General features: G+C 29.5%; 15 protein-coding genes and 6 pseudogenes. 11 read left to right on the top strand and 10 right to left on the bottom strand.

From position 1 onward, the window contains the following. The first annotated feature begins 8 nt into the window (after nt 1-8). The 4 genes from lolB1 (at nt 9) to ACZ1HD_RS15365 (ending at nt 2,706) form a co-directional block, all read left to right on the top strand. Nucleotides 9-779 carry a lipoprotein insertase outer membrane protein LolB1 gene (lolB1, locus tag ACZ1HD_RS15380; RefSeq protein WP_340932214.1) on the top strand — a complete coding sequence of 257 codons (771 nt, stop codon included), beginning with the start codon at nt 9-11 and terminating at the stop codon, nt 777-779. 516 nt (nt 780-1,295) lie between these two features. After that, complete coding sequence (locus ACZ1HD_RS15375) at nt 1,296-1,595, top strand: hypothetical protein (protein ID WP_472687935.1); 300 nt, start codon at nt 1,296-1,298, stop codon at nt 1,593-1,595. Between the two features lie 128 nt (nt 1,596-1,723). Next, a complete protein-coding gene (locus ACZ1HD_RS15370; RefSeq protein ID WP_472687934.1) occupies nt 1,724-1,948 on the top strand; it encodes a peptidoglycan DD-metalloendopeptidase family protein in 225 nt (74 codons plus the stop codon). A gap of 197 nt (nt 1,949-2,145) precedes the next feature. Continuing rightward, a complete protein-coding gene (locus ACZ1HD_RS15365) occupies nt 2,146-2,706 on the top strand; it encodes a type 1 glutamine amidotransferase domain-containing protein (RefSeq protein ID WP_472687933.1) in 561 nt (186 codons plus the stop codon). 45 nt (nt 2,707-2,751) lie between these two features. On the opposite strand, the gene ACZ1HD_RS15360 is transcribed toward ACZ1HD_RS15365, so the two are convergent. The 3 genes from ACZ1HD_RS15360 to ACZ1HD_RS15350 all read right to left on the bottom strand — a co-directional run bounded on the left by ACZ1HD_RS15360 (nt 2,752) and on the right by ACZ1HD_RS15350 (nt 4,749). Continuing rightward, nucleotides 2,752-3,189: a mechanosensitive ion channel domain-containing protein gene (locus ACZ1HD_RS15360; RefSeq protein WP_472687932.1), complete on the bottom strand. Its 438-nt coding sequence runs from the start codon at nt 3,187-3,189 to the stop codon at nt 2,752-2,754. A 64-nt stretch (nt 3,190-3,253) separates the two neighbouring features. Beyond that, the gene (locus ACZ1HD_RS15355) at nt 3,254-3,763 is read right to left on the bottom strand and encodes an acyl-CoA thioesterase (RefSeq protein WP_472687931.1); all 510 of its coding nucleotides are present in this window, start codon (nt 3,761-3,763) and stop codon (nt 3,254-3,256) included. A gap of 74 nt (nt 3,764-3,837) precedes the next feature. Continuing rightward, on the bottom strand, nt 3,838-4,749 hold the full coding sequence (locus tag ACZ1HD_RS15350; RefSeq protein ID WP_375240172.1) for an HU domain-containing protein: 912 nt from the start codon (nt 4,747-4,749) through the stop codon (nt 3,838-3,840). A gap of 95 nt (nt 4,750-4,844) precedes the next feature. Here ACZ1HD_RS15350 and dprA point away from each other — a divergent pair. Both dprA and ACZ1HD_RS15340 read left to right on the top strand, forming a co-directional pair. Then, nucleotides 4,845-5,944 (top strand): annotated as a pseudogene (gene dprA / locus ACZ1HD_RS15345) (DNA-processing protein DprA). 34 nt (nt 5,945-5,978) lie between these two features. Then, nucleotides 5,979-7,046, top strand: coding sequence for a hypothetical protein (locus tag ACZ1HD_RS15340; RefSeq protein ID WP_079737475.1), 1,068 nt, complete (start codon nt 5,979-5,981; stop codon nt 7,044-7,046). 54 nt (nt 7,047-7,100) lie between these two features. Here the strand turns inward: ACZ1HD_RS15340 and ACZ1HD_RS15335 are convergent, their stop codons facing one another. The 5 genes and pseudogenes from ACZ1HD_RS15335 to mfd all read right to left on the bottom strand — a co-directional run bounded on the left by ACZ1HD_RS15335 (nt 7,101) and on the right by mfd (nt 15,346). Continuing rightward, complete coding sequence (locus tag ACZ1HD_RS15335; RefSeq protein ID WP_472687930.1) at nt 7,101-8,465, bottom strand: hypothetical protein; 1,365 nt, start codon at nt 8,463-8,465, stop codon at nt 7,101-7,103. Between the two features lie 20 nt (nt 8,466-8,485). Next, a pseudogene (locus ACZ1HD_RS15330) lies at nt 8,486-10,820 on the bottom strand (TonB-dependent receptor). A 341-nt stretch (nt 10,821-11,161) separates the two neighbouring features. Continuing rightward, entirely contained in the window at nt 11,162-11,521 is a 360-nt protein-coding gene (locus tag ACZ1HD_RS15325) for an EamA family transporter (RefSeq protein WP_472687929.1), read from the bottom strand. 68 nt (nt 11,522-11,589) lie between these two features. Further along, entirely contained in the window at nt 11,590-11,910 is a 321-nt protein-coding gene (locus ACZ1HD_RS15320) for an EamA family transporter (RefSeq protein WP_472689372.1), read from the bottom strand. 108 nt (nt 11,911-12,018) lie between these two features. Continuing rightward, nucleotides 12,019-15,346 (bottom strand): annotated as a pseudogene (gene mfd / locus ACZ1HD_RS15315) (transcription-repair coupling factor). Between the two features lie 122 nt (nt 15,347-15,468). Here mfd and ACZ1HD_RS15310 point away from each other — a divergent pair. Continuing rightward, nucleotides 15,469-16,008: a hypothetical protein gene (locus tag ACZ1HD_RS15310; protein WP_472687928.1), complete on the top strand. Its 540-nt coding sequence runs from the start codon at nt 15,469-15,471 to the stop codon at nt 16,006-16,008. Here ACZ1HD_RS15310 and ACZ1HD_RS15305 read toward each other — a convergent pair. After that, nucleotides 16,005-16,370 (bottom strand): thioredoxin family protein, encoded by a 366-nt coding sequence (locus ACZ1HD_RS15305; RefSeq protein ID WP_472687927.1) that lies wholly within the window; start codon nt 16,368-16,370, stop codon nt 16,005-16,007. The genes ACZ1HD_RS15310 and ACZ1HD_RS15305 overlap by 4 nt on opposite strands. Before the next feature lie 110 nt (nt 16,371-16,480). After that, nucleotides 16,481-18,719 (bottom strand): annotated as a pseudogene (locus ACZ1HD_RS15300) (TonB-dependent receptor). Between the two features lie 106 nt (nt 18,720-18,825). Here ACZ1HD_RS15300 and ACZ1HD_RS15295 point away from each other — a divergent pair. From ACZ1HD_RS15295 to kbl, 4 genes and pseudogenes are all read left to right on the top strand, one after another. Next, nucleotides 18,826-19,482: pseudogene (locus ACZ1HD_RS15295) on the top strand (metal-dependent transcriptional regulator). Further along, nucleotides 19,479-20,314 (top strand): annotated as a pseudogene (locus tag ACZ1HD_RS15290) (ZIP family metal transporter). Before ACZ1HD_RS15295 ends, ACZ1HD_RS15290 begins: the two co-directional pseudogenes overlap by 4 nt. Nucleotides 20,315-20,454: 140 nt before the next feature. After that, nucleotides 20,455-23,535 carry a UvrD-helicase domain-containing protein gene (locus ACZ1HD_RS15285; RefSeq protein ID WP_472687926.1) on the top strand — a complete coding sequence of 1,027 codons (3,081 nt, stop codon included), beginning with the start codon at nt 20,455-20,457 and terminating at the stop codon, nt 23,533-23,535. A 47-nt stretch (nt 23,536-23,582) separates the two neighbouring features. Further along, entirely contained in the window at nt 23,583-24,776 is a 1,194-nt protein-coding gene (gene kbl / locus ACZ1HD_RS15280) for a glycine C-acetyltransferase (protein WP_079737465.1), read from the top strand. Nucleotides 24,777-24,791: the final 15 nt, after the last annotated feature.

The following is a 24,791-nucleotide window of genomic DNA, read 5'->3' as shown; positions in this document are numbered from 1 at the left end:
AAAATAATATGCGATATCTAAAATATGTATTGATACTAACTTTAGTTTTTACAGCTTGTAAATCGAAAAAGTTAGTTTTAGATGCTAACGTAAAAGCAAAAGAAATTTCTGCAAATAAGGTCGTTAGAAAACATGTTGCAGCAAATTTTAAAAAGGAAACTATAGACGCAAAGTTTAAAGCAAATTTTAATGATGGTAAAACAAAACAAAGTATTACCGTTTATTTAAAAATTACCAAAGACAAAGAAATTTTTTTAAAAGGAACTAAATTTATAACAGTTTTTAAAGCAAAAATTACACCAACATCTATAGCGTACTATTCGCCATATGCTAAGAATTATTTTGAAGGTGATTTTAAAATGCTAAAGAAAATTTTAGGCACAGAAATTAATTTTGAGCAATTACAAAGTTTGTTTTTGGGGCAAGCTATGTTAAATTTAAAGAAGAATAAGCAAAGTGTAGAAATTGTTAATAATTCTTACGTTCTTTCTCCTGTAGTAAAAGACGTTGTTGTTAATGTTTTTACAGCAGTAAATCCTAATCACTTTAAGTTAGATTTTCAAGCAATAACATCACCATTAAAAAAAGAGAATTTAAAAATTAAGTACCCTTCTTATAAATTAATAGATAATACAGTTTTTCCATCAGAAATTAATATCACAGCAAAGCAAATTAACAAAACAACTAAGATTGATTTTACGTTAAAATCTGTTGAATTTAATACAGCATTAAACACATCTTTTTCTTTACCTAAAGGATATAAACGCATTAATTTATAGTGATAAAATTTCGTTTACACATATCATTTTTTATTTTACTTTTTAGTTGTTTAACCGTATTTGGTCAAACAAAGAAAGAGTTAGAAGAGCAGCGTAAAAGATTAAAAAAAGAAATTGTTCAGGTTAATAACTTGTTATTTAAAGAGCAAAAAAGAGAAAAAATGTTCTTGAAGATTTAAAAGATTTAAATCAAAAAATAGATGTTAGGCAAAAATTAATAAGAACTATTAATTCTGAGGCTAAATTATTATCATCAGAAATAAATAAAAATAAGTTAGAAATTTCTAAGTTAGAAAAAGAACTTGCAGCACTTAAAAAAGATTATGCAAGTATGATTTATAAGTCTTACAAGAGTAAATCTCAGCAAAGTAGAATGATGTTTATTCTGTCTTCTCAGAACTTTTACCAAGCATACAAACGTTTAGAGTATATGAAACAATATACTTCGTTCAGAAAAAGACAAGGAGATCAAATAGGAGCGCAAACTCGGTCATCAAAAAGAAAAACGACTCTTTATTGTATCAGAAAAAGGTTAAAGATACTTTACTATCTATAGAAAAAGATCAGAAACAACAAATTGAACTTGACAAGAAAAATAAAGAACAATTAATTTCTACAATTAAAAAGAAGGAGCGCAAATATAAAAGAGAGATTCAGAATAAAATTAATGCTGAAAAAAGAATTGCAGAAAAAATAGATAAAATTATTAAAGATGAAATTGCCAAAGCAAATAGATTGGCAAATGCAAAACTTAAAAACAAACCAAAAACAACCAAAAAGAACGAGTTTGTTTTATCGCCGAAGCTAAGGCTTTAGCCGCAAGATTTGAGCTTAATAAAGGTAAATTACCTTGGCCAATAGAAGAAGGTTTAATTACGAGAAGGTTTGGTAAACAATCGCATCCTATTTATCCTGGTATTACAATTAATAGTACAGGTTTACATATGATAACTAAAAAAGGTAAAAGTGCTCAAGCTATTTTTAATGGTAAAATTTTGAATGTTTTAGTAACATCAGGCGGTAAAAGAAACGTTTTAATACAGCACGGTAACTATATTACATCTTATAATAATTTAGAAAAATTGTATGTTAAAAAAGGTGATACTGTAAAAACGGGTCAAAAAATAGGGCAAATTTTTACAGACAAAGTTTCGGTAAAACTACTTTAATATTTGTGTTGTACAAAAACACAACAAAGCTTAATCCTGCTTCTTGGATTCTTAAAAGATAAATTTTTAGAATTTTTTATTTGTGTCAATTATTAAATTGATTGCAATAATGTTTGCTTTTTATAGTGTCTATTTTTGTGTAAGAATTTAGAAGACATCTAGGTTCTGTATTTTATTAATTAAAAAATTACATTAAAATGGAAAACTTAAATAGAAAGACTGTTGCGATTTTAGCAACTAATGGATTTGAAGAAAGTGAATTAAGCGAACCAAAAAAAGCTTTAGAAAAAGCAGGAGCAACAGTAGAAATTGTTTCTTTAGAATCTGGAGAGATTAAATCTTGGGACGATGGTAATTGGGGTGAAAATTACAAAGTAGATAAAACTTTAGATGAGGTTTCTCAATCTGATTATAATGCATTAATGTTACCTGGCGGAGTTATAAATCCTGATGTTTTACGTAGAGATAAAAATGCAGTGGAATTTGTAAAATCATTTTTCAAAAATCATAAACCAGTTGCAGCAATTTGTCATGCGCCTTGGTTATTGGCAGAAGCGGGTGTTTTAGAAGGAAGAAAAATTACATCTTTTAATTCTATTAAAACAGATATGATTAATGCTGGTGCAAATTGGGTAGACGAAGAGGTTGTTGTAGATGAAGGTTTAGTAACAAGTAGAAATCCTAAAGATTTGCCAGCTTTTAATGATAAATTAGTAGAAGAGGTTTATGAGGGTAAGCATGAGGCTCAAATGGCATAATTAGAATGTTAGAATAAAAAAAGCGCAATTAAATTGCGCTTTTTTTTATTTGTATTTTATATTTTTTTGAAGAATTATAGAGTTTGGTACTGTTAAAAATTCATCATCTTTAGTTTTTAGAGTGATAAAAAAGGCACCAATATCTCTTATTTCTCCGGTGATGTTATTATCTTTTTCTAAAATGGTTATTGTGTCTCCTATTTTAACTGGGTAATTAATATATAAAATTATACCAGCAGTTATGTTAGATAAAATAGACCATTGAGCAAAAAACGCAATACCTAAAATAGTTAAAAACGAAGAAATATAAATTAACAATTGCTTTTCATCTACACCCCAAATAAATGCAATTACTACAATTGTAGTTATGTATATAAGAATTGTTATAATCTTATTTGTAACAAGAATTCTTGCATTTTGAAAGCCGAATTTTGTTTGAATTTTTTTAGAGAATTTGTTATAAACAATCGTAAAAAAAGGCAATTACTACAATAATTACAGATTCTAAAATCTTAAAATGATTTAAAAACTCCATTGGTATTAATTTCTATTGAAATAATGCTTTAAGTTCTGTAGCTTCGTTTGGTGTTAATCTACCCGCTAATACTAAACTTAATTGTTTACGTCTTAGAGCGCCTTCAAAACGTTCTTTTTCTAAGTCTGTTTCTCGTTCTATTTGTGCTATTTGTACAGGTTTACCTGTTTCATCTACAGCCACAAAAGTGTAAATACCTTCGTTTACTTTAGTTCTATGTCTAGATTGTCTGTCTTCTATCCAAACATCAACATAAACTTCCATAGAAGATTTAAAGGCTCTAGATACTTTAGCTTCAACTGTAACAACGCTACCAACAGGTACAGATTTGTTAAATGCAACATGGTTTACAGATGCTGTAACCACAATTCTTCTAGAATGTCTTCTTGCTGCAATACTGCAGGCTCTATCCATTCTTGCTAGTAATTCTCCTCCAAAAAGATTGTCTAAATAATTAGTTTCTCCTGGTAAAACTAAATCTGTTAATATGGTTAAAGATTCTTTAGGTGATTTTGCTTCCATCAAAAAATAAATTTTTGCAAAGATACGCAATCACACTTTTAAAAGTGATGTAAAATAGCTAAAGAAAACTGAAATTATTTAAGGGCTTTAACTAATAACCAAGCGTCTTTAGAAACTGTTCTTTTGATCTTGTTAAGGTTATTAATGGCGTCATTTTTATCAGCATAACTATTAAATGTGACTTGCGTTAATCCCCATTTGTTTACACCAATAATTTTAGCATCAAAACCCTTTGCAATAAGTTCTTTTACTTTGGTTTCTGCATTTTCCGGTATTTGAAAAGCGCCAGCTACCACATGGTAAGGTTTAGCAATTTCTTTAACCACATTTAATTCTAAAGTTGGTAACGGATTAGAAATTACAAAAGTTGCAGATTGTATCTTTTTTTCTAATTCTTTTTGCTGATTTGCAAAAACTTCGTTTTGTTTATTTTGTTGATAACCATTAAAGCCAGCAAAACCTAATGTTAATAAAATAGCGGCAGAAGCAGCGTATTTTATAAATGTTGGTATGCCTTTTTTCTCTGTTGAACTAGTAACAGGTATTAAAGGCTTAACTTGTTGTTTGTATCTTTCTACTGCAGAAGTTTCTACGGTAGCTAAACCAAATGAAGACGTTAAAAAGTTAACATTTGTTGTTGGTTCAAAAATAACTTGCTTATTCTCATTAAGAGAAATAACACCTAAATTATTTAACGAGATTTCGTTTTTTTGAAGTTCTGTTTGCCATTTAATTACAGACAAAGAAATGGCTGTAGAAGCTTTCTCAAAAGAGATTTGCTCGCTAGAAGCTATGTAATTTGCTAATAAACCATCATTATGTTTTAAAAGACTATTAAACGTAATTTGCTTAGAAGGCGGGTAGAAAGTGTTTGTGCTTTCATCTAATTTTGCATCAATTTTATTTGTAACAAAACCCCCAAAATCTGGTACAATTACGCAATCGTATCTGTATAATAAATCGTTTATATAGTTGGCTAAATTCATATAAACAAATATATAATTTTAGACCTTTCATAGAAAAAAGTTCTGTAAAAATTATCAACAATTTTTTTATATATTGGTTGTCAAATTGTTAACTATTGAAAGAAGAAAAATTGCTTGCAATCTTAAGATTGCAAAAAAGTAAAGCTGTGGGCGATATTTTAGCTAAGAAACTAATTGTAAATGTGGGAGATGTCTCCCGGATTTTTAAGGAAAAGCCACAAAATTTAGCTAAAATAAACGGAATTGGTAAAAATGTACTAAACCATCTTTTTGATAAAGAAAACTTAGAAAAAGCATTAGACGAACTACAATACATCAAAAAAATAACATAAAATATTCTTATTTTTTGGATGAAGATTATCCAGAGAACCTTCAACATTGTATCGATTCACCAATTCTACTTTTTAAAGACGGTGCCATCGATTTTTCTAATAAAAAAATGATTTCTATTGTTGGTACAAGAAATATGAGTTCTTATGGTAGAGACTTTTGTAATACCTTGATAAAAGATTTGGCAACTTACAATCCTGTAATAGTTAGTGGTTTTGCTTATGGTGTAGATATTTGTGCGCACAAAGCAGCAATAGAAAATAACCTGCAAACCATTGCGGTTTTAGCGCATGGGTTTGATCAAATTTATCCGAAAGTACATAAAAAGTATATAAATGATGTAAATAAAAAAGGTGGTTTTTTAACTGAGTTTTGGCATGACGAAGCACCGTTAAGAGAAAATTTTTTAAAAAGAAATAGAATTGTTGCGGGTATTTCTAAAGCAACTATAATTATAGAATCTGCAGCAAAAGGAGGTTCTTTAGTAACTGCAGATATTGCTAATTCTTATAATAAAGATGTTTTTGCTGTACCGGGTAGAACCACAGATTTATATAGTAAAGGATGTAACCATTTAATTAAAAGTAACAATGCTTTTTTGTTAAACTCTGCAGAAGATATTGTAAAAATATTAAATTGGGATATTCAAGAAAAACCTAAAACAATACAGAAACAATTATTTGTAGAATTAGATGAAAATGAACAAAAAATATACGATTTATTACATGCCAAAGGACAACAATTATTAGATGTAATTGCATTAGAATGCAATATACCAACATATCAATTGTCGTCTATATTATTACAGTTAGAATTAAAAGGTGTTACAAAACCTTTACCCGGAAAGATGTTCGAATTGAGTTAAATATTCTTATTTTTGAGGAAAATCAATAGTAAAGATGGCGGTAGAGAAAAAATTGATGTCCAAAAAGAAACCCACATTTCCAGTAAATGAAATGTTTAACGCGTATCTTAAAAATTACAATAGAAACATTAAAATTTCTATTTTTTACGATGATTTATTACGTTTTCAAGGTTCTGTAACGGTTTATGATAAAAATGACGAAGATACACTTTGGGTAAGAACTTACTATTCTCAATTTGATAGAGAAGAAATAGATAGAAGTTTAAAAAAGGTGTATACAATGTTGCATTCTGATGGTAATGATGACACAATTCCTTTTTTAAATGTAGATGCAATCGATTATTGTACGTTTGGGAATTCGAAACCTTTTAGAATTAAAATTCGTAATATTTTAAATGACAATTTTTCTTATTTCTATGTAAAAAAAGCAGATGCATCTCGTATTTATGGTTTAGAATTAGAGCATATTTTATCTCCACATAATATGAATTTTCTAGTTTTTGGAGACACTCTAATTGAAGAACATATTGCCGGAATTCCGGGAGATGATTTTATTAGAGATTTTTTACCAAAATGTACAGAATCTCAAAAAGCACAAATTGCAAAGGAGTTTGTAAAATTTAAAGAAAGATGTTTGGTGCGTCTTTTAGGTGATATGCGTTCGTATAATTACGTGATTACACCAACTCATGATTTTGATCATATTATATATAAGTTTAGAGCTATAGATTTTGATCAGCAATCTTTTGAAGGAAATTTAAAAGTATACAACTTACAATTTATGAAAGAGAATTTTAAGATGGTAGAAATGGTTAGTAAAAAATTACAAAACGATTCTATTAGGCAATATAAATTAGAAGAACGTTCTTTTATGGCAAAGAGAATGATTACTGCACCAAGAAGAACTGCAAGATTAATTAAATGTATGAAAGCAGATTCTATTTCGTATCCAGAAAATGTAGAGCTTTTAAAAGAGCATTTAATTAAATATGTTGGTGATGTAAAGTTTAAAGATTGCGAAAATATGGGAGAAATTTTAGAAACTATTTTAGCTTTCGTAAAGCGTAATTATTTAGATATTAGTAATAAAGAATTGTTTTAATAAAAAAGGCGTAAACCAAAGTTTACGCCCTTTTTTATTATTTTTATTTGCAGTTTACCAAGCACCAATAAAGTGACTTCCTTCTGCGTTTACTAATTCAGCACCTTTTGTTACTGATCCAGTTTCTGTATCTACAACATAAATGTTTCCATTTTGTCCAACAGGAGCTTGCGTTAAGTATATTTCATTACCATCTACAGCAAAACCTTGGTATTGGAATAAGTAAAAATCTGGATCATACGGAATTGCATCAATTTTAACTGCAGTTTTAGTATTTAAATCAATTAAAGCAAAAAATCCTTGAGCACCTGCAATACCATCAGCAGAACCTTCATGACGATAAGCTAATACAGCTTTACCATTTGCAGCAGGTCTCCAAGCAAGTACATAAGCGCCTTGCACACCTAATGCTTCATCTAAATTAAAATCATAAGAATTGTCATATTCATTATTTGCATCAATTTTTAAAATATGAGAACCTTCTGGGTCACTTTGGTTTGCTTGGTAAACACTTCCATTATATTCAAAAGCATTAATACTTCTGTATCCGTTTGTGTTTCCGTGACCAACAGTAGATGTAATTACAGTTGGGTTTAATAAAGAAGGATAATCTAATACAATTGTTTTAGAACCTAAAATTTCGTAACCGCTATCGCTTTCTACAGTTGCTGGGTTTACTTTGCTTAAACGCGCGCCAATGTATAATTTGTTTCCTGCAGTATTTAAAGTAGGCATATCTATTCTAGAAATATAATAACCTGCAGCTTCTTCTTCTGCGCTTAAAGCAACAACATGTTCTTGAAAGTTGTTAATTGCAGAATTTACTAAATCTAAAGTAACTACACCAATTGTTGCTTCTGTGCTTGTATAAACATCATCAGACACATCATCTGGTGTGCCATTATCATCAATTTCGTGTTCTGTAGAAACGTAAACTGCTGCACCTGTTTGATCTCCGTCAAATAATTTTATCCATCTTGGAGCAGTACCCACATAAGGAGCAATACTAATCTCTGTACCAGTTTGTACAAAGTTTTGGCCGCCTTCTACGGTATATTTCGTGTAATTTCCACCAGTATCACCAGCATAAGAAATATTAAAAATTGTGTTACCATCTTCAGATGCTTGTAATCTAGCGGTTCTGTTAGAAGGGGCAATAAATCCGTTTTCGAAAGGGTTGATAGATACAGTTGGGTCTTTTGCATCTTCACTACTTACAGAATATATTAAAGTTCCTCCGTTACCATCACCAGGATTATCTCCCATTTTAGCTCCGGCAATTGTAATCCATCTAGATTCAGAAATAGGATCTACAGGTTCTATTGGGTCAGTAATATTCTCATCGCTACAAGCAGTCATTAAACCAATACCAAGAGTAAGTATTGCTAAAGATTTTAGATTTAAAAAATTGAGTTTCATTTTATTTGTGTTTTGAATGGTTAAAAATTATTAATTGTGTAATTTAATTTCAGGTAGAAAGCTCTACCTGGTTTTTGTACGGATAAATTATCGTATACGGGTTTGTCAAAAATGTTTTTTACATCAAAACTAGCTACCAACTTTTTGTTTGGAAATGCATAACTAAGTCCTAAATCTTGTGATAATTGCGTAGGAACTTCGAAAAAATCATTACCAACAGTGTTTGAACCTTGTGGCGCTAGGTAAGAAAATTCATCAGTAAAATAGATTGAGTAAAAAAGGTTTAATTGAGATTTTTGTTGAAATAAGTCTTTAAAAGAATAACGTAAACTACCATTCATGGTAAAGAAAGGAGTGTTTGGTACGTCTATTTCTACGCCGTTATTTTTAATTTTTAAATCGAAACGAGATATGTTAAAGTTTAATCCGAAATTGTTTTTGTAGTTATAATTTAATTGTGCATCAAATCCTTTAGATGTTCCGCTACCTTGGTTTACATAGACTATTAATTCATCATCTACATTAAAAGAAGTTTCTATAGGTAAGCCAATTCTGTCTTTAATATTTCTTGTAAATAAGTTTGTAGAAATAGTAAAATTATGATTGTTGATATTAAAAGTACCAAACCTAAAACCTAGATTATAGTTGTTACTTTGCTCGGGATTAATAGTTGGATTTGCAACAACATTGTCTCCATCATTACCAAAAACTTCTGTTTCATCAGGTAAACGAACTGCCTTTTCTGCAGATGTTAATAATGTGGTTTTAGGAGAAAGCTCATAAGAAAGCGCAAATCCATATCCGTTATTTTTTTTATTGCTGTTAATAACTTCATCTATTATTTCATTAATTCCGTCAGAATTTGTTACTATTTCTCGGATCTATACTAACGGTTTCTTGTTGATAATGTTTTCCGAAAATATTTGCTTTTAATTTATCGTCTAAAGCAGTTAACTCATACGTTAAAGAATAAATGTTTTTATAAAGGTTTCTGGTTCCTGTAAATGTGTTTTCTAATAAAGAAAGTAAAACATCACTATCTTTTCTATCTGTTCCACTATACACGTGATTTGCTAAAACCTTATGATTATCGTTAATAGCATAAGACAATCCTGTTCTAATAGATGCTACTTTTCTTTTAATGGTAGCTAAGGTTGGCCCACCTTCTTGCTGAGAACCCCAAGTATAATCATACTCATCGCCTCTAAAATCGATAGCTCTCTCTCCATTCCAACTATAAGCAGCTGCAACAGTATCATTAACAACACGATTTCTGTTTCCATATAATCCGTTAATGTTTAAATCTAAACCTTTGGTTATAAAGTTTTTCTTTTGATAAATTAAGTTGGTAACTAAAGCATCAGATTCTAAAAATCGATTCTTATAAGGAGTAATAGTCGTAAAAGCACCATGTTGTACTTCTTTATAATCATCAGAACCAGTAAGACCAATAAAAAATTGATCTGCCCATTTAACATTGGTAAAACCAATTTGTGCCATACCACCTGTAGATCGATAAGCATCGTTAAACCTTCGGCAGTAATTGGCGTTTGTACACCTCCTAAACCTGTGGTAACAATACTTCTACCGTAAACCTTATAATCATTGTCTGAATAATTATGAAAAAGTGATGCTTTTACAGTAAAACCAGATTCTTTAAAACGATACAAACCGTTAACGTTTGTTTGTATTGTATTGAAAGATCCGTAAGAAACAGAAGCGTTTAAATTGGTTTTTGCATCATCATTAAGGATAATATTAATTGCTCCTCCTAAAGCATCATCTGCTAAATGCCCTGGAACTACACCTTTATAAACTTCAATATTTTTAATCATTGAAGCAGGAATACTGTTTAAATTAAAAGAAGAACCATACATAGAACTTGGTATTCCGTCTATGAAAATTCTTACAGCATTACCGAGATAAACCATTTAAACTGTAGTTAACATCAGAACCTAAACCACCATTTTGTCTTATTTTAACACCAACTGTTGTGTTTAGTAATTCGTTTGTTTGAATATTTCTTAAACTTGCTTCTTTGGTTTTTATCACATTTACAGCAAAACCTTGCGTTTCTTTTTTAGTTTCTTCTGTTTTCGCGGTGATTTTTACTTCATCTAATGCATTGTCTATAAAATTTAAAGTAAAATTAAGTACTTTCTTTTTCGAATTTAAAGTAACGTTGATGGTTTTTGGTAAAGAATTTAAAGAGTGCACCTTAAAAGAATATGTGCCATATGGAACACTTTTTAAATAGAAGTCTCCATTAATATCTGTACTTAACTCTTTATAGAAACCTGTTCCTTTAACAACCACATAAGCACCAATTGCTGGCTCGTTATTATTAAATTTAATTTTTCCATAAAAGTCTCCATTCTGACTAAATGTTACAGAAGTTAAAAAGAAAAAAGTAGCGTTCTAAAGAAAAGCATTGTCTATTATTTTTGACAAATATACTTTTATTTATAATTAGTCTAAATAAATTTAGTTGATTTACAGAAAAATTAATTTTTAACTGCATACTCAAAAAGTATCACAATTTTAACTATATTATTTTTAATGATTCTAAATAAATTGATGTTATTTTTAATGATTCTATATAGTGGAGTTTTAAGAAAGCAGAATTTAAAGACACAATTTTTGATGATTTATTAGATTTTATTCTAAAATCAATCAGAAAGTAAAAATTTAAAGAATTATTTTTTACTTCTTATGCTTTCTATAATTACTGTCAATAAAATTAAGCTTCCGCCTATAAAAGTATTAAAATCTGGAATTTCATTAACAAAGAGATAAGCAATTATAATTCCGAAAATTGGCTGAACACTGCTTATTATACTTGCGGTAGATATAGAGAAGTGTTTAAAAGAATTTACCATCATAGTATGTCCGATTGCTGTAGTTAAAATAGCGACTAACATTAATAAAGGTAACTCACTTTTTAGGTTAGAAAAATCACCAAAAAATAGCACAGGTGTTAATAGAATAGTAACAATTATCATTTGATGAAACATTAACATGCTGCTATTATATGTTTTTACATGCTTTTTTAACATTAAATTTCTTAAAGAATAGCAAAAAGCCGAAACAACCCCAAATAAAATACCTTGTAAGTATGTATTTTCTAAAGAGAATTCGGTACTAAAATAAACATACCTATTAATACTAAAGTTGCTAAAACAACATGTATTAAATTAAGTTTACTTTTTGTAAAAAGAGGTTCTAGAAATGCTGTAATTACCGGAAAAGTATACATAGATAGCATACCTATGGCTACATTAGAAAGTTTTAAAGCATAAAAATAGGTTACCCAATGTGCACCCATAAAAAAACCGACTAAAACTAAAGAGAATCTATCTTTTTTAGATTTTAATTTTAAATCTATTTTTTTAAACTTACAAAAGCCATAGATAAAAACTGCAACTAAAAAAGCTCTAAATAAAATAATAGCTTCTGCAGAAAGGTTTATATATTTTCCTAAAACACCGAGAGGTACTTACAAATAGTGTTGCTAGTAATAAAAACGATAAGTTTTTTATGTAAGAATTCTCCATTAAATTTTTTGTAAAATATTTAATGCCGTTTTCACTGTATCTATTCTTATAAATGTTATTAATAAACGCAAGCCGTTTTTAGTTTCTTTCTCTTTCATTACACAGCTTTTACTATTTTGTTGCACGTATTTAAGCATTCTAGAAAATGCATCTGTTTGATAGAAATCACTTTGCTGATTCGAAACAAAGTAACCAATCATTCGTTTTTGTTTTAAAATGATTTTTTCTAAACCAAGTTCTTTAGCTAACCATTTAATTCTTACGGAATCTAATAAGTCTTCTACTTGTGTTGGTATTTCTCCGAATCTATCAATAATTTCAGATTCAAAAACTTGTAACTCTTCTTCTGTTTCTAAATTACCTAATTTGTTATAAAGGGCTAGCCTTTCTGTAATAGAATTGATATAATCATCTGGAAACAAAATTTCGAAATCTGTATCAATAGCAACTTCTTTTACATATTCTTTAGGTTTCGAATTGTCTGTAGGGTACAATTCTTTAAATTCATTTTCTTTTAATTCTTCAATGGCTTCTTGTAGTATTTTCTGATAGGTGTCAAATCCAATATCATTAATAAATCCACTTTGTTCACCGCCTAATAAATCACCAGCACCACGAATTTCTAAATCTTTCATGGCAATGTTAATTCCGCTTCCTAAATCAGAAAATAAAACCAAGGCCTCTATACGTTTTCTAGCATCATCTGTCATCATGTGATAAGGTGGCGTAATAAAGTAACAAAATGCTTTTTTGTTAGATCTACCAACTCTACCACGCATTTGGTGTAAATCAGATAAACCAAAATTATTGGCGTTATTTATAAAAATTGTATTAGCATTAGGTACATCTAAACCACTTTCTATAATGGTTGTAGAAACTAAAACATCAAAATCACCAGCCATAAAACCAAGCATTAATTGTTCGAGTTTTTTTCCTTCCATTTGGCCATGACCAACAGCTATTTTAGCAGAAGGAACCAACCTTTGTAACAAACCAGCAACTTCTTTTATATTTTCGATTCTATTATGGATAAAGAAAACTTGTCCACCACGAGAAACTTCATAAGAAATTGCATCTCGAATAGTTTCTTCACCAAAACGAATAACATTACTTTCTATTGGATGTCTGTTTGGCGGTGGCGTTTTTATTACTGATAAATCTCTTGCAGCCATTAAACTAAATTGTAAAGTTCTAGGAATTGGAGTAGCGGTAAGAGTTAAAGTGTCTACATTTTCTTTTAAAGTTTTTAATTTGTCTTTTACAGCAACTCCAAACTTTTGTTCTTCATCAATAATTAAAAGTCCTAAATTTTTAAATTTAATTCTTTGATTTGTTAACTGATGCGTACCAATAATTATATCAACAGAGCCATCGTTTACGCCATTAATTGCTTCAGTTTTTTGTTTTGCGGTTCTAAATCTATTTAAATAATCGATTCTTACAGGAAAATCTTTTAACCTTTCTGAAAACGTTTTGTAATGTTGAAAAGCTAAAATAGTTGTAGGAACTAAAATTGCAACTTGTTTGCCATTATCTACAGCTTTAAAAGCTGCTCTTACTGCAACTTCTGTTTTACCAAAACCAACATCACCACAAACCAATCTATCCATTGGTTGTTCCTTTTCCATATCATTTTTTACATCTTGTGTTGCTGTAAATTGATCTGGTGTATCTTCATACATAAAACTACCTTCTAGTTCATGTTGTATGTGTGTGTCTGGACCAAAAGCAAAGCCTTTCTGTAGTTTTCTTTTTGCGTAAAGTTGTATTAAATTAAAAGCAACGTGTTTAACTCTTGCTTTGGTTTTCTGTTTAATTTTTTCCAAGCTCCGAACCTAATTTGTATATTTTTGGAGCTTTACCATCTTTGCCATTAAACTTAGAGATTTTGTGTAACGAGTGAATACTAACATATAATATGTCTCTTTCACCATAAATTAGTTTAATAGCTTCTTGTTTTTTTCCTTGAACATCAATTTTTTGTAAACCACCAAATTTTCCAATTCCGTGATCCATGTGTGTCACATAATCACCAATTTCTAATTTATTTAATTCTTGAAGTGTAATTGCTTGTTTTTTTGCATAACCATTCTTTAATCTAAACTTATGGTAACGCTCAAAAATTTGATGATCTGTATAGCAGACTAACTTATTATCAACATCAACAAAACCTTGGTATAAAGGAAAAACTATGGTCTCATAATGTACTTCTTTGTCAGAATCTGCAAAAATATCATGAAAACGTTTTGCTTGCTGTTCGTTGGCGCAAAAAATATAATTGGTAAAATCTGCTTTATGATATTCCTCTAAATTATCAATTAATAAATTAAACTGTTTGTTAAATGATGGCTGCGGAATCGTGTTAAACTCAATCGCAACCTCTTCTTTATTTTGATTGCCAAAATCTACCAAAGTAAAATCTTGTAACTGATTTTTTATAAAGTTACCATCACAAAATAATTCTGATGGTTTTGCATGTTTGATTTCCTTGGATAAATCATTAAAAGCATCTTCTGCTTTAGAGAAAAACTTGTCTAAATTGCCTGATAGTAAGTTTATATTTTTTGTGAATATTGCAGTTTTTGAAGGGATGTATTTTAAAAAACTTTCTCTGTTTTCTTGTAGAGTTTTATTTTCTACATTAGGCATTATAGAAACCTTTTTAAGCTTTTCTTTCGAAAGTTGAGTTTCTACGTCAAAAGATCTAATACTATCTATTTCATCACCAAAAAATTCTATTCGATAAGGTTCATCATTAGAAAAAGAAAATACATCTATTATACCACCTCTTACAGAGAAATCACCGGGTTCTGTAACAAAATCTACGCGTTTAAACTTGTATTCAAACAAAACTTCATTTACAAAATCTAAAGATAAGTTTTCGCCAATAGTTACTTTTAATGTGTTTTTGTCTAATTCTTTTTTTGTAACTACTTTTTCGAAAAGAGCTGTAGGATATGTAACAATTACTGCAGGTTTTTTTCTAGAATTAATTCTATTTAAAACCTCAGAACGCAGTAGAACATTAGCATTATCTGTTTCTTCTATTTGATAAGGTCTTCTGTAAGAACCAGGATAAAAAAGTACGTTTTTGTCTCCTAAAAGTTGTTCTAAATCATTTAAATAATAGGCAGCTTCTTCTTTATCGTTAAAAATTAAAAGATAAGGTTTATCTGCTTTTTTAAAAGTTTCTGATATCACAAAAGACAACGAAGAACCCACCAAATTCGATATTTGAAAATGGTTTTTTTCTTGTTTTAATTGTGCTACAATCTGCGATACACTCGCAGATGTTTGAAATTGATTTACAATATTCTGCTTGCTCAAAGTAAAAGTTTTTGCAAATGTAGTGCGTATATTAATAAAAACCCATTATCTATTTTGTTTTCTTAAACTTTGCGATATATTTGTTAATAATGATGTGTAAATTATACTAACTACCTCAAATCATGAAAAATATAACAGCAATTATAGTTTTATTGTTTGTACATATAATTAGCATAAATGCTCAGACAGAAAAACAACCTTGGACCGCAGGAATAAGTTTTGCAGGTGCAAAATATTCTTTCGAAGCGGCTAAGATAGTTGGTGGCCAATTGGCACATCAAACGCCACGATTTAATGTTTCTAAATATCTTTATAAAGGTTTAATTGCAGATGCAGCAGTTGCAACTACTGTTGGAGATAGCCAAAGTTATACAACTTTTGATGCTTCTTTAAGATACGATTTTGGTACTTCTCACGATAAAGTTGTACCATATATTCTAGTAGGAGGAAGTTTTATAAGTGCAATAAAAACGACACCAACAGCTAATTTTGGTGCGGGTTCTACATTTTGGTTTAATCAGAAATATGGTTTAAACTTTCAATTAATGTATAAATTTTCTGAATCTAAATTCGAAAGTCAAAAATCTCATTTATATCCATCGGTTGGTTTGGTGTATAGTTTTGGATATAGATCTTTAAATCCAAGAATTTGGAACGATTAAAGCAGTTTTTCTAAAACTTTTCTAAATTTTTTAGAGTTATAAAAGCCAACTAATTGCGCATCAATTTCTAAATTTGAGTTTAAAATAGTGGTTGTTGGATATGCAATTTTTTTATGATTCGTTGCAAGTGCTTTTGTAAGTTCATGAACGCCGGTATTAGAACCAGAAGGTAAATATTTAAAAATGTTACCTAAAAAACGGATATGTTTTTTCTCTTCTCCATTTAGTTTAATAAAATAGAAATGTTTGTTTAGTAGCGCAATAACGTTGCTATTATTAAAAGTAGTTTGTTTCATTCCGAAGCAAATTTTGCACCAATCTGTATAATTAAATACGACAATTGGCTTTGGTGTTTGCTTCATTTTTTTCAACTTCTTTAAAAGTATAAGTTTTTAATAGTAGTTCTTTCTTTTGAGCAAAGCTAGAAATACATCCGAAGAAAACTAAAAGAATAAAATATTTTTTCATTGTTTTAAAAGAGTGTATATCGAACGCCTAAAAATAATCTTATACCTTGATTTGAAGCATAAACATAACTTGGGTCGAATGCTAATTCTGGATTTTGTTCTGTGTCTATTCCTTTATCAAAAGGATTACTAGCATTATTAATACTGTTTGCTGCTGGTGTAAAATTTAATAGATTTTTAATGCCGCCGTAAGTTTCCCAATTAGACGAAAACTTTTTTGTTAGCTGAATATTTTGAATACTAAACCAAGGTGAATTAGCATCTCTTGTATCATTTTCTCCTAACAAAGGTAATCGCATTGGCCCGTAAACATTGCCTGTATAATCTAATGTGTAGTTGTTGTTAAATCGATAAGAAATAGACCAAACACCACTAAAAGATTCTGTTAATAATTGTCTTTTTTTAATGTTGTTTTCGGTAATAGAAACATCCATAAGTGTTGCACCTGCATTAATTGTTAAACCGTTTGTAAACGTAAAATCTGTATTTAGAGAAATTCCTTTAGAAACCGAATGACCTTCTAAATTTGCATAGATAATTTTATTAGGATCAGTTTCGTAATCAGGTAAAATTCTATTGTTAAAATAAGTGTAAAAAGCACTTGCATCTAACGTTATAAAGGCATTTTTTGTATTTATTTTTTTACAAAATTTACGTTTGCGTTCCAAGAAGTCTCAGGATTTAATTCTCCGTCGAATTCTACTTCTCTCGCACCGGTTAAAGCCGCATGATCTTCTGTAAAAACATTGGCAACTCTAAATCCGTTACCAACACTTGCTCTAAAAATGTTAGAATTATCTTTAGAATTCCATTTGTAATTTACTCTTGGCGATACAATGTTTCCGTGTAAACTATTATAATCCCATCTTGCACCCAATAATAATTTATTTTGAGAATTTAAAGAGATTTCATCTTGAACAAAAGCACCAGGTAAATGCGTAACAGACGGTTTGTTGGTAACACCATCTGTTTCTAAAGTTGCAAAAGTATTGTCTTCATAATAAGTGTATCTGTAGGCTAAGCCAAATAGGAAATCGTGTTTTTTTGCAATTTTTTTATTGTAGATAAATTGTCCGAAACCTATTAATTGTTCTGCATTGTAACTGTCTGTGCCGTAAAAAGAATTCTGATAATGCCCATTTGCACTAAATTGAAAACTGATATCTTCGGATGTTGGTAGTTGATAAGTCCCAAAAGTTTCCCATCTATTCGTGTAAATACTTTCGCCGTATTTAACATCTGTACCTCTAAATTCTTTTTCCCAATCTAATTCTCCTCCCCAACGATCTTCATATACAAATCGACCAGCAATTGTAAAGAGTTTTTTGCTTTCTCTTTCGATATTAATTTTGTTGAAAACAGAAATTCTATTTTGAAGTGTTAAATCTGTAAAACCATCGTTGTTATTATCAATTCTATTTTGGTAGTTAAAGTAGTTTACACCTAAAAGACCGGTTGTTTTCTCAGAAATATTATATTTTACACCAATATCTGTATTAATTTCTCCCCAAGAACTTCCCAATACATCAGTAGAAATAACAGGTGCATTAGATGTTTTTTTGTGATTATATTTATGATTCCTCCAACGGCTTCAGAACCATATAATGTCGATGCAGGTCCTTTAACAACTTCTACTCGTTCTATTAAAGCTTGCGGAATTCCGGTTAAACCATAAACAGTCGAAAGTCCACTTACAATTGGCATTCCGTCAATTAAAACGAATGTATAAGGTCCCTCTAAACCATTTATGTGAATATCACCAGTATTGCAAACATTACAATTTAATTGAGGTCTTACACCGTTAACATTTTGAAGTGATTCGAAAATAGAAGGCGTAGGGTTTTTTTAAAAAAGTTTTGCTGTAGACTTCTACAGGAACAGGACTGTTAGATTTTGATACAGGTCTTAAAGTTCCGAGACTACAATTTCATCTAAATCATTGTTCTCGTTTAAGTCGAAATTTTTAGTAATTGTAGATGCGTTTTTTACATTTATTTTTGCAGATTTTGATTTAAAACCAATACTACTTGCTACAATTGTATATACTCCATTTTCGATGTTTTGTAATTCGAAAAAGCCGTTTTCATTAGAAGAGGTTCCGATTTTTGTATTTTTTAAATATACATTTACATAAGGTAATGGCTTTCCGTTAGAGGTAATTTTACCTTTAATAGAATTTAATTGTGCATTGGTAGTAAAAACACCTAAAATAAATAACAAGTAAAAATTTGCAAATATTTTCATTATTGTAAATATATTTTTTTACAAATATAACTTAATTTTTAGACTTGTCTAAAAATATATTTTGATAAAAATAAAAAGTATATATTTGTTGTCTAAATAAAAATGAATGTTTACCCTTTCTGAAGAAAATTATTTAAAAGCAATATATCATTTAGAGTTAGATGCTAATAAAGGTATTAGTACAAATGCTATTGCAGAAAAATTAGCTACAAAAGCTTCTTCTGTTACAGATATGGTTAAAAAACTATCTGAAAAAGAAGTTGTTATTTATAAGAAGTACAAAGGGGTTACATTAACCGAGCTAGGAAAAACAATTGCAGCAAATGTTGTTAGAAAGCATAGGTTGTGGGAGGTTTTTTAGTGGAAGAATTAAACTTTTCTTGGGATGAGGTGCATGATGTTGCAGAACAATTAGAGCATATAAAATCGGCTAAATTAATAGATCAATTAGATAGTTTTTTAGGTTTTCCTACACACGATCCTCACGGAGATCCTATACCGAGATAAAGATGGTAATTTAAAAACGATAGAGAAAAGTTTATTAGCTACGTTATCTAAAAATGAAAGTGGTATTTGTGTTGGGGTTGATGATTCTTCATCAGAGTTTTTACAGTTTTTAGATAAAAAAGGAATAACATTGGGTAAGAAAATTACCATTATAGATAAAGAAGATTTCGATAATTCATTATCAATATTAATAGAAGATAAAAAACTAAATATTTCTAATAAAATAGCAAACAATTTATACATTAAAAAAGCATGAGTACATTTGATCAATTAGTTGATTTTGGAAAAGAACATCCAATTTTAGCAGCGCTTTACGCATCATTATTTACTTGGGGTTTAACTGCTGCAGGCGCCGCGTTAGTTTTCTTTTTAAGAAAGCAAATAGGGCAGTTTTAGATGGTATGTTAGGTTTTACTGGTGGTGTTATGGTTGCGGCAAGTTTTTGGAGTTTGTTAGCGCCGGCTATAGAAAACAGTCCTGGAGAAGGTTTCGTAAAAGTTTTACCTGCGGCAGTTGGTTTTGGTTTAGGAGCTTTGTCTTTATTTGGTATGGATAAAATTTTACCACATTTACACATAAATTTTAAAGAAAGTGAAGCAGAAGGTGTAAAAACAGAATGGCATAAAACTACTTTATTGGTCTTGGCAATTACACTGCATAATATTCCAGAAGGTTTGGCAGTTGGTGTACTTTTTGGTGCAGCATCTACGTTAGTTGGTGTAGAGCAAACCGAAATGATTATAGCGGCAATTTCTTTAGCAATTGGTATCGGTATACAGAATTTTCCAGAAGGTTTTGCTGTTGCAATGCCTTTAAGAAGGCAAGGTGTAAGTAGGTTAAAAAGTTTTTGGTACGGACAAATGTCTGCAATTGTAGAACCCATTGCAGCGGTTTTAGGAGCCTTAGCTGTATCATTTTTTACACCGATTTTACCTTATGCGTTGGCATTTGCTGCAGGAGCAATGATTTTTGTTGTAGTAGAAGAAGTAATTCGAGAAACTCAAAGAGATAAATATACAGATATTGCTACACTTGGTTTTATAGGTGGTTTTATAGTAATGATGTCTTTAGATGTTGGTTTAGGTTAAAATCTTTATCAAAAAATTTAATATTAAAAGCCAAACAATTTCTGTTTGGCTTTTTGTATTTTGCAATAAAATTTCGCAGTGCAACAACCTTCAACTTTTAATGTTTATAACGCTTCTGCCGGAAGCGGTAAAACTTTACATTGGTCAAACAGTATTTAAAAGTACTGTTAGCATCAGATAATATTTTTACGTTTCAAAATGTACTGGCAATTACATTTACAAATAAAGCTGCTGGTGAAATGAAAGAACGAGTTCTTTTTAATTTGGAAGAATTTGCAGCTGGTAAACAAAATGATGTACTAAAGATTATTATTGATGAAACTTCTTTAGATAAAACATTAATTGTAGAGAGAAGTAAAAGAATTTTAGATGCAATTTTGCAAAATTACTCTGCATTTTCAATTACAACAATAGATAGCTTTACGCATAAAATTATTAAAAGTTTTGCATACGATTTAGGGTTGTCTTTAAATTTTGAAGTAGAAATGGATGCAGTTTCTTTATTGAATGAAGCTGTAGATGTATTGATTTCTAAAATAGGAACGGATAAAAAATTAACCAAACTTTTAATTGATTATTCTCTTGATAAAACAGATGATGATAAATCTTGGGATATTTCAAATGATCTTAACGAGTTTTCTAGGGTTTTGTTAAACGAAGATGATGTAAAACATTTTAGAAAATTACAAGATAAGAGTTTAGATGATTTTTTTGAACTGAAAGAAAAACTTCAGCAAAAAAATAAAAAAATAGAAGCTTCTTTTGAGGAACTTGGTAATAAGGTTTTAAGTTTCATCAATCAAAATGGTTTAAATATTTCTGATTTTGCATACACAGGTGAGTATTTTAAACATTTCAAAAAATTTACAAAGTTAAGATTTCTTAAAAGTGACGAGCTAAAATTTGATGGTAGATTAAATGCTACAATAGAGAATGAAAAAAACTTATTTGCAGGAAAGGCTTCTGCAGACGTTAAAGAAACAATTAAAGACATTTCTCCTGAATTAAGGGCTTTTTATTACGAATCTAAAGTATTGTATGAAAATAATTTTTACGGGTATTTGTTAAACAAAATTGCTTTAAAAAGTATTATTCCTTTAGCGGTTTTAAACAATATAAATTCAGAACTAAACACTATAAAAGAAGATAATAATATTCGTTTAAATGCAGAGTTTAATCAATTAATTTCAGATAATATTAAAGACCAGCCTGCGCCATATATTTATGAAAGAATTGGGCAAAGGTTTCAGAATTATTTTATTGATGAAATGCAAGATACGTCTGAGTTGCAATGGCAAAATTTAATTCCGTTAATAGACAATGCATTAGCGCAAGAAAATAGTAATTTGTTATTGGTTGGCGATGGTAAACAGGCAATTTACAGGTGGCGAGGTGGAAAGGCAGAACAGTTTATCGATTTAGGATCTGAAAATGGTAACCCTTTTCATATTCAAAAAAATGTACAAAATTTAGAAACGAATTATCGAAGCTATTCTGAAGTAATTAATTTTAATAATTCATTTTTTCAACATACTGCTAAATTCATTCAAAATGAATCGTACAAAAAATTATTTGTAGAAGGGAATACGCAGTTAGAAAATTCTAAAAAAGGTGGCTATGTTTCTTTAAATTTTTTAGATAAGTTAGAAAAAGATGAAGAGAAATTAAAGTATCCGAAAAAAGTTTTAGAGAAAATAAATCTCTTGAAAGAAGATTTTTATTTAAATGAAATTTGTGTTTTAACTCGTACTAAAAAAGATGGAATTGCAGTTGCTGATTATTTATCAGAAAACGGAATTTCTATAATTTCTTCTGAAACTTTACTATTAAAAAACAATGCTAAAATCAACTTTATAATAGATGTTTTAAAAATTATTCAAAACCCTAAAGATGAAGAAAGGAGATTTGAGTTTTTATATTTTTTACATGAACATTTGCAGATTGAAATTCCAAAACATCAATTTTTTCAAAAACACATAAAATCCGATAATGCTACTATTTTTGCAGAACTGCAACAGCATAATATTGTATTTGATTACAATGTTTTTCAGCAAGCGCCTTTTTATGAGAAAATAGAAGAGATTGTTAGAGGGTTTTGTTTGGTGAATTCTTCGGATGCTTATATTCAGTTTTTCTTAGATGTAGTATTAGAGCAACAAAGAAAAGGTACAGAAATTGGCGACTTTTTAGAGTTTTGGGAATTAAAGAAAGACAAGTTGAGTATTGTGGCGTCAGAAAACTCAGATGCTGTTCAGGTAATGACGATTCATAAATCAAAAGGATTAGAATTTCCTGTAGTAATTTTTCCTTGTGATGTAGAACTTTACAGGCAAATTAAACCGAAAGTTTGGTTTAACGATTTGCCAGAAGATTACAATTTTAAAGAGCTTTTAATAGATTACAAGAAAGATTTAAGTTTAATAAATCAAAGAGGTTTAGATATTTTTAATCAACAGAGAGAAGAGTTAGAACTCGATAATTTTAATCTTTTATATGTAGCGTTAACAAGAACTGTAGAGCAATTACATGTTATTACCGAGAAGAAAATATCTGCAAAAGGTGTAGAAAGTGTCAATTATTATTCAGGTATTTTTATCAATTATTTAAAAGAACAAAATCTTTGGCAAGATGATCTTTTAGAGTATGAGTTTGGTGATGTTTCTCGTAAGATAGAGAAAGTAAAACAAGAATCTTTATCAGAAGTGCATCAAAAATTTATTTCCAATCCGTGGCAAGAACACAATATTGTCTTGTTGGCAAGTGCTTCAAAATTATGGAATACAGAGCAAGGAAAAGCAATTGATTTTGGTAATTTGTTTCATGAGATTTTATCTAAAATAAAAACTAAAAACGATGTTGATTTTATTGTAAATCAATATCATCAGCAAGGTTTTATCAATACAGAACAGTTAGAATATATATTAAAAAGTGTAAATACTATTGTAAACCACAAAGATTTAAATAGTTATTTTTCTGAAGAAGTAACCGTTTTTAATGAGCGCGAAATTGTAGATTTTGACAACCAAATTATTATTCCTGACAGATTGGTGGTTAATTCAAAAAATGAAGCGATAATTATAGATTACAAAACCGGTGCGCCATCAAATGAACACCATCAGCAATTATTAAAATATGGAATTGTTTTAGAATCAATGCATTTTAATGTATCTAGAAAATTACTTGTCTACATAAATGATAAAATTGATGTTGTTGAAGTATAAACAAAAAAAATAAACTTTGTAACTTTGTTTTTTCAAATTGATAAAAAATGTACGGTAAAATTAAAGATACTTTAAAAAAAGAAATTCAAGATATTAAAGAAGCAGGTTTGTATAAATCTGAAAGAATTATTACTTCTTCGCAAGATGCAGTTATTAAAATTTCTACAGGAGAAGAAGTTATTAATTTTTGTGCCAATAATTATTTAGGTTTGTCTAATAATACAGAGGTAATTCAGGCAGCAAAAGATGTTATGGATACGCATGGTTTTGGTATGTCATCTGTAAGATTTATTTGTGGTACACAAGATATTCATAAGAAATTAGAACAAAAAATAGCAGATTTTTATACCACGGAAGATACTATTTTATATGCCGCAGCTTTTGATGCAAACGGGGGTGTTTTTGAACCACTTTTAACAAAAGAAGATGCCATTATTTCTGATAGTTTAAATCACGCTTCTATTATCGACGGAGTTCGCTTGTGTAAAGCAGCTCGTTATAGGTACAATAATAATGACATGGCTTCTTTAGAAGAGCAATTAATTGCAGCCAATAAAGAAAACCATAGATTTAAAATAATTGTTACAGACGGTGTTTTCTCTATGGATGGTATTGTAGCAAAACTAGATGAAATTTGCGATTTAGCAGATAAATATGATGCTATGGTAATGGTAGATGAGTGTCATGCAACTGGTTTTATCGGTAAAACAGGTAGAGGAACTGTAGAATTAAAAAATGTTATGGATAGAGTAGATATCGTAACAGGAACTTTGGGTAAAGCCTTAGGTGGTGCAATGGGAGGTTATACTACAGGTAAAAAAGAAATTATAGAAATTTTACGCCAACGTTCTAGACCTTATTTATTTTCAAACTCTTTGGCTCCCGCTATTGTTGGTGCTTCATTAAAAGTTTTTGATTTAATAGCTACAGACACAACTTTAAGAGATCAGCTAGAATGGAATACAAACTATTTTAGAACAGAGATGGAAAAAGCAGGTTTTGATTTAGTTGGTGCAGATGCAGCAATTGTACCTGTAATGTTGTATGATGCAAAATTGTCTCAAATAATGGCTAACAAATTATTAGAAAAAGGAATTTATGTGATTGGATTTTTCTTTCCGGTTGTGCCAAAAGAAAAAGCAAGAATCAGAGTACAGTTATCTGCTGCTCATACTAAAGAACATTTAGATAAAGCAATTTCTGCATTTACCGAAGTGGGTAAAGAGTTAAAGGTAATTTAGTTTTATAAAAACTTG

This window comes from Polaribacter sp. HA6-7, assembly GCF_055693625.1.
Note: the sequence above shows the minus strand (reverse complement) of the source record. Positions and strands in the feature narration are given on the sequence as shown.